This is a genomic window from Bacillota bacterium, assembly GCA_012727955.1.
Lineage (GTDB): Bacteria > Bacillota > Limnochordia > DTU087 > JAAYGB01 > JAAYGB01.
Genome location: JAAYGB010000048.1, coordinates 1 through 5,631 on the forward strand (window position 1 = coordinate 1; position 5,631 = coordinate 5,631).

The 5,631-nt window shown below is 51.7% G+C and carries 7 protein-coding genes; 4 read left to right on the forward strand and 3 right to left on the reverse strand.

The genetic code is table 11. From position 1 onward, the window contains the following. Positions 1-171 precede the first annotated feature (171 nt). Complete coding sequence (locus GX030_08765) at positions 172-987, forward strand: hypothetical protein (GenBank protein ID NLV92466.1); 816 nt, start codon at positions 172-174, stop codon at positions 985-987. A gap of 43 nt (positions 988-1,030) precedes the next feature. Here the strand turns inward: GX030_08765 and GX030_08770 are convergent, their stop codons facing one another. After that, positions 1,031-1,663, reverse strand: a complete 633-nt coding sequence (locus GX030_08770; GenBank protein ID NLV92467.1) for a DUF3794 domain-containing protein — start codon at positions 1,661-1,663, stop codon at positions 1,031-1,033. Between the two features lie 203 nt (positions 1,664-1,866). Here GX030_08770 and GX030_08775 point away from each other — a divergent pair, with 203 nt between their 5' ends. Then, the gene (locus GX030_08775) at positions 1,867-2,298 is read left to right on the forward strand and encodes a hypothetical protein (GenBank protein ID NLV92468.1); all 432 of its coding nucleotides are present in this window, start codon (positions 1,867-1,869) and stop codon (positions 2,296-2,298) included. Between the two features lie 24 nt (positions 2,299-2,322). Here the strand turns inward: GX030_08775 and GX030_08780 are convergent, their stop codons facing one another. Then, complete coding sequence (locus GX030_08780; GenBank protein NLV92469.1) at positions 2,323-2,856, reverse strand: hypothetical protein; 534 nt, start codon at positions 2,854-2,856, stop codon at positions 2,323-2,325. A gap of 293 nt (positions 2,857-3,149) precedes the next feature. Here GX030_08780 and GX030_08785 point away from each other — a divergent pair, with 293 nt between their 5' ends. Next, positions 3,150-3,746, forward strand: a complete 597-nt coding sequence (locus GX030_08785) for a hypothetical protein (protein NLV92470.1) — start codon at positions 3,150-3,152, stop codon at positions 3,744-3,746. A 262-nt stretch (positions 3,747-4,008) separates the two neighbouring features. Here the strand turns inward: GX030_08785 and GX030_08790 are convergent, their stop codons facing one another. Next, positions 4,009-4,575 carry a DUF3794 domain-containing protein gene (locus tag GX030_08790; protein ID NLV92471.1) on the reverse strand — a complete coding sequence of 189 codons (567 nt, stop codon included), beginning with the start codon at positions 4,573-4,575 and terminating at the stop codon, positions 4,009-4,011. 333 nt (positions 4,576-4,908) lie between these two features. Here GX030_08790 and GX030_08795 point away from each other — a divergent pair, with 333 nt between their 5' ends. Next, positions 4,909-5,532, forward strand: a complete 624-nt coding sequence (locus tag GX030_08795) for a hypothetical protein (protein ID NLV92472.1) — start codon at positions 4,909-4,911, stop codon at positions 5,530-5,532. Positions 5,533-5,631: the final 99 nt, after the last annotated feature.

The window sequence follows — 5,631 nt, forward strand, 5'->3', positions numbered from 1 at the left end:
CAATGAACTTCTCTTCGCCGTCAAGGTGGGTTGAAGGTCTCTGTGCTGGGAGCCCACTGATAGGTGCGGCTGCCCGTAGGATTTGTTGGTAACGCCGCCCCATGAGATACATATACTATATCACCAACGTACTATGACCTAGCCCCAGAAGGTCTGAAGGCGGTGATCTGTGTGCTGATGACAGGTGCGATGGTGGCGGTGTTGTTAGGTATCGCTTTCATCGGATACTCTCTATACCTGCTATCCATCGAAGTTGCTTTGTTTGGAGTGGGCATTATTCTTACCCAAATCGGGCTGTTCGCAGTTTATCATGAGTATCTGCAGGATACGATTCGCTCCAGCCTTGCCGTAAGCTTGCCGAAAGGGGAACCTGAGGAATTGGAGGCATTCCCAGAAGAACTGATAGCGGAGCCGGCAGTGCAAGAAGAGGAATCAGAATCAGAAGTAGAGGCCGAGGAGCCAACAGCATCGGTAGAAGAGCCGGTGCTGGAACAGGAAGGCGAAGGGGAGTCCGAGGAAGTGGCCGTTGCCTCGGTCACAACTGAGCCAGAAGTCTCCGACGAGGGCGAAGAAAGTGAAGAAGTCAGTGCCTCGGTATCGGAGATATCGGAGCAGGAGGAACCCCCGCGGCGAAAGAAGGTGCCTCTGCGAGGCTATATATACTACCATAACTCCGGAGAGTATGTCCCCATGTTCCAGGAACCTGTCCGGATAGATGACACTCCGGCGGAACCGGTGGTAACTCCAGTGTTGGCCTCTGTGGTAAGGAGTCAGAGTCTGCCATCGGGTCAGCAAGAGGATGCTAACCCTCGGCTGAGCAGTAAATACTGGTCCTTTCCCATTGATCCCAGTGTGGATCTGTCTCAGATTGACCTATCCCAAGTTCCGGGACCCAATGAGCGGCATCGGGGCCGACCGGAATTTGCTCTGGGGGACCCTCGGGACGATCTGGTGGGTGTCAGTCCGATTCAGATTGAGAGCAATTAAGGAAGCCGTTCTCAGGTGGTTGAGAACGGCCCTTCAGTATCTGCTAGCGCTTATAGGTCTGCGCCTCAGGAAGAGCTATCGGGCCAACGGGGAGGCACTGGCTGGGAATTCTGCCAGCAGCTGCCTGTTCCTCGGTTGCGCCTGGACAAGCGAAGCCGTCACCGGTAACTAAGTTCAAAGTAACCTGGGTTGGTCGCAGAACCTTGATTGTAAACAGGATGATCTCCTTGTCGATCACCATCTGGAACGTTCCATCATCATCAACATTTACCGGTTCAATTACTTGACAACTGGGCTCCAAGCCGGCAAATTCTACACAGCACTGGTCTGTTGCTGGATCAGCGCCCTCGATCTCAACAAAGCCAGAGACGGGTACAAAGAAGGTAGCATGGCGCAGCTTTCCGCTCACCAAGGTAACGTCGTCGTTGATCGTGTCTACCCTACCGGCAGTCTTGTAGGTGATGTTCTTCGTAACGATGGCGTTGAAGATAACTCGATTGGTACAGACGGTACAGCTGGTAACGTTGACCATGGTGTCTACGCTGTTGATCATGATGGCGGGTTCGTCTAGTTCGATCTGATTAGTAACGAGAATTTGGGTGGAATCTATTCCTACTACCGCTGGAATTAGAAAACACCCGGGATTTCCTAATTGTTGTGGGCAAATCGCACCCATAGCTTTCACCTCCGTTCTTTTACTCTATCCTATGAACTTAGCCGAGGAGTGTAATAAGTCGTTCTTCCTAACTTCACTACTTTAGGGGCTTGTAACATACTACTATTCGTACCAAAGGCATTAGGGAAATTTATCCTATTTAAGACACCCCTGGCCCAGGAACTGCATACTGTGGATCACCGATGGGTTGGGAGGAGTGTCAGATGAGAGATATTGATTGGGGGGCAAGCAAGTCCCTCTACAGCCTTCCCTTCTTCGTGCATCAACGGCTCCGCCGTCAAGAGAAGGTTGTTCCACTGCTTTACTCTCAGTTTTTTTACCCTGGCAATCGGGGTGCCATCTCGACGGTAATTAGCACAGTCCCGTCGGCTCCCGGGGAGAATGCTCCCTCGGCGGAGGGGCATGGCATCCGTTCCCTACGGTCTTCCGTTGAGGTGGTGGCAAAGCGTGAGGATACCCGGGCGGTGATGTACCAGGGCCAATCCGGTGATGCCCAAGGGCATCCCAGTGGTGAAGTGGAGACTGCGGAAGGGGAGCAACATACCGATGAAGTTGAACCGCTGAAGCAAGAATCACCCAGCGATACCGGGGACGAAATTCAGTGGGGACAAGGGCAAGGGCATTCTCCTACTTGATGAGGCGAATGCCCTTGCCTGTTTCTATCTTCTATTGTTGAGGTCTTTCAGGCTGGGGCAGATGTCGGAGCAGGGGATAATTGGAATAGTGAGTTGGGTGGGGCGGACTACTTTAATGACAATTCGGACCAGTGTTCGGTCAACGAGGGCGGTGAAGGTGCCGTCTCCATTTGGATTCAGAGGTTCATGGAAGGAGCAGGAGTCATCTACTGCTGCTTCCTCGACGATACAATAGTCAGATGGCAGCGCCTCGGGCACCTCTGCATAAGTATGAATGGGCGTCTGGATAGTAGCGTGCCCGATCACCCCATGGCTCACTTCGGAGCGAAAGGCTACAGTCTTTCGCACCAATGCTTGGATGAACACCTTCCCTGAGCATGGAGTACAGCGTTCCACTGTTACCTCGCAACCCAAGTCCTCAACTCCGATAGCCGCGATGTCCCTTTCCTTTGATAAAGGGATCTCCTGCACTATTACTGCCTGTGCAGAACCAACCCCGATGACCTCTGGCACCAGGACACATACCAAATCCCGCGGTCTTTCTTTTGCCTGCGCCAATGGGATCCCCCCTTCATAGCCCCAATATATGGTATGAGGCAAATAGGATTTGTGTTCTATCCGATGAGCGGATCTTCCAGGATGGGTTAGGATCAATGCCGCAGGCGCCTCAACTTCTATGTCGAGAATTCCCCTTTCCTTTCCTTCTGGGATCAAAGGAGTAAGAATTTAGATTCAATTACGGACAATTAGTCCTTATGTGGGATGCATCTTCAGCAGCGGCCCTATATGATATAGCGAAAGTCACCGGTGCTCCAAAGCAAGCACCTACCAGAGTGAAAGGAGGATACTAGATGGGTAAGAAAAAGAAAGACCGCGTTGTTTGCAAGCATGGCAACATCTGTAATCCAACTAAGGCGCAGCTCTTCTTCACAGAGTGCAACATGGCTGCTTTTAACGGCGATGATGACGCCGAGGTGATCTGGCAAGATATTGCTTCCTTGACCATCTGTGGTACGGAGTATTCCGACGTCCATCACGTCGTCACCGGTAATATCCGTGTGACCTTTGAGGAAAGCAACGACACCAATGCGGTAGCAGATTTCCTGTTCCGCATTGTTGACGAAGAGGGGCGCGTCATCTGTCAGCGGAGAATTCGCTATACTGAATCCGAACCCGATGCTGACATCGAGGTCATCTTCCCCTGGGCATTCCAGTGCTTCCAGCATCTAACCGAGTGTGGAGACCAGGTCTTGACACTGCAGGCTGATTTGCTTGACGAGCGGCTTGCGGAGCCCAATAACCAAGTCTTCCTCGAGAATGTTGACTGGGCGGCCACTGTGTTCTTCAAGGACGCCTGCGGAAAAGATGAGTGTCATGACGATGACGACGACCATGATGGTCGCGATAAGAAAAAGGTAAAGAAGTTTAAGTCAAAGGTGTACTATTAGTCAATGGCAGTATGGGGCAAGAAGCAATAGCAAAGAGCCGCCTGGGTTCATCTCGGGCGGCTTCATACCATTACTTCCCAGTCCGTCGCGGGCTAGCAGCAAGGGCCGCTCCCAGGTTGATTCGAGAACGGCCCTTTCGAAAGTAACTACCCAGTGGCGCAAGGCTGGGAACTGTGGTTTTGTAGGGGCTGGGGACATTCACCGCTGACGGGGTGAATGTCCCCACAGCCTGTCGTAGGCTGGTAGCGGATGAGCAAGGTCCTTATGATTCTAGCTCATCCTCCTGGTATTCGAGTGGTCGAACTTCGTCATCTAGTAGGTCATCAACATCAGGGCAGATGTCGGGTCGGGTGATTACTGGGATGGTAAACTGCGTTGGCCGCACTACCTTGACCACAAACCGAAGGATCTGTTTGTCAAGGATGGTGGTGAAATGTCCATACTCATCCTCATCCAGTGGTTCGTAGAAGGAACAGGCATCCTCAAGCCCAGCCTCTTCGATGACGCATTGATCTCCTGACAAGGCACCCGGCACCTCGACAAAGGTGTGAACCGGGGTGGTGATTGTGGCGTGTCGGATTGTCCCAAAGATCACCTGTGTATCATCGTCGTCTTCGGATTTTTCTCGGGTCTTGAAGGTTACGTTCTTTTTCACCAACGCATTGATAATCACCTTGCCGTTACATGGAACGCAGTGCTCAACCTGGACTTTGGTGTCGATGTCCTCGACACTGATTGCTGCACCCTTATCCCCTTGAACAGAGGTATTTCCTCGACAACCATTGCTTGCGCGGTGCCTATGCCAACGACCTCTGGGACTAGGACACACGCTAAATCTCGTCTTCTGCCTGTAGATTTTGCCACTCTGGCGAACCCCCTTCCTAGTGCTATGGTATGGTCTCGGTAGGAAGGATGCTTTAGTACGTGACTCCCATTTTCGCAATTTCTTGAAAAAAGTTGTCGGCGGCGAGAAAGAGGCATCAATACTCAGGTAGGAGCATAGGCCTCGGTCTTGTGACAACACCCTGCTAGGCTAGATACCAGTTGATGACTTGTGGAGATCTGGCCCCTGCCTCCTGTGCCCTTCATCGGGTAACAACCTGTAAGATATAGAGAACGCGGTGACTTTCACAATCTTTCATTGCAGGAGAGGGAGGATACTGTGGCTAAGAAACCCAAGTACCAGACCGGCTGCAAGCTGGGAAACTTCCGCAGCTCCACTAGTACACAGTTGTTCTGCACCCAGTGCAACATGGCTGCCTTTAACGGTGAGGAGAACTCCCAGATGATTTGGCGGGACGTGGCTACCTTAACAATTTGTGGGGCAGAGGGGTCCAAGGTTCATCACGTGGTTACGGGGAATATCAGAGCCCACTTTGATAGCAGTGATAGTGCTAACGCCGTTGCTGATTTCATGTTCCGCATCCTTGACGCAGAGGGAAGAATCCTGTGTCAACGGCGAGTACGCTATACTGAGTCGGAACCCGATGACGATACCTTCATAGTTTACCCGTGGTCCTTCCAGTGCTTCCAAAGGCTGCCCCGGTGTGGAGAACAGATCCTAAGGCTCCAGGCGGAGATCATTGATGAGGGACTAGCAGAGCCAAACAACTTGGTTTTTTTAGAAAACGTCGATTGGTCGGCGAGGGTGTACTTCAAGGAAAAACAAGGATTTTGTCACGAAACAGGGGAAGACAGTAACGATGATGACAAGAAAAGAAAGAAAAGACGCAAGAGGAGACGTCAAAGGGAAAGACGAATCAGGGTCAAGGTGTACTGTTGCTAACCGAAGGACTAATCTATTGGCCGTCCATCACGATCTCGGGCGGCCTTTTGTTCTGCCGCTAACTAGGATTCTGTGGTTACATCCTAATATTTCCCAAGA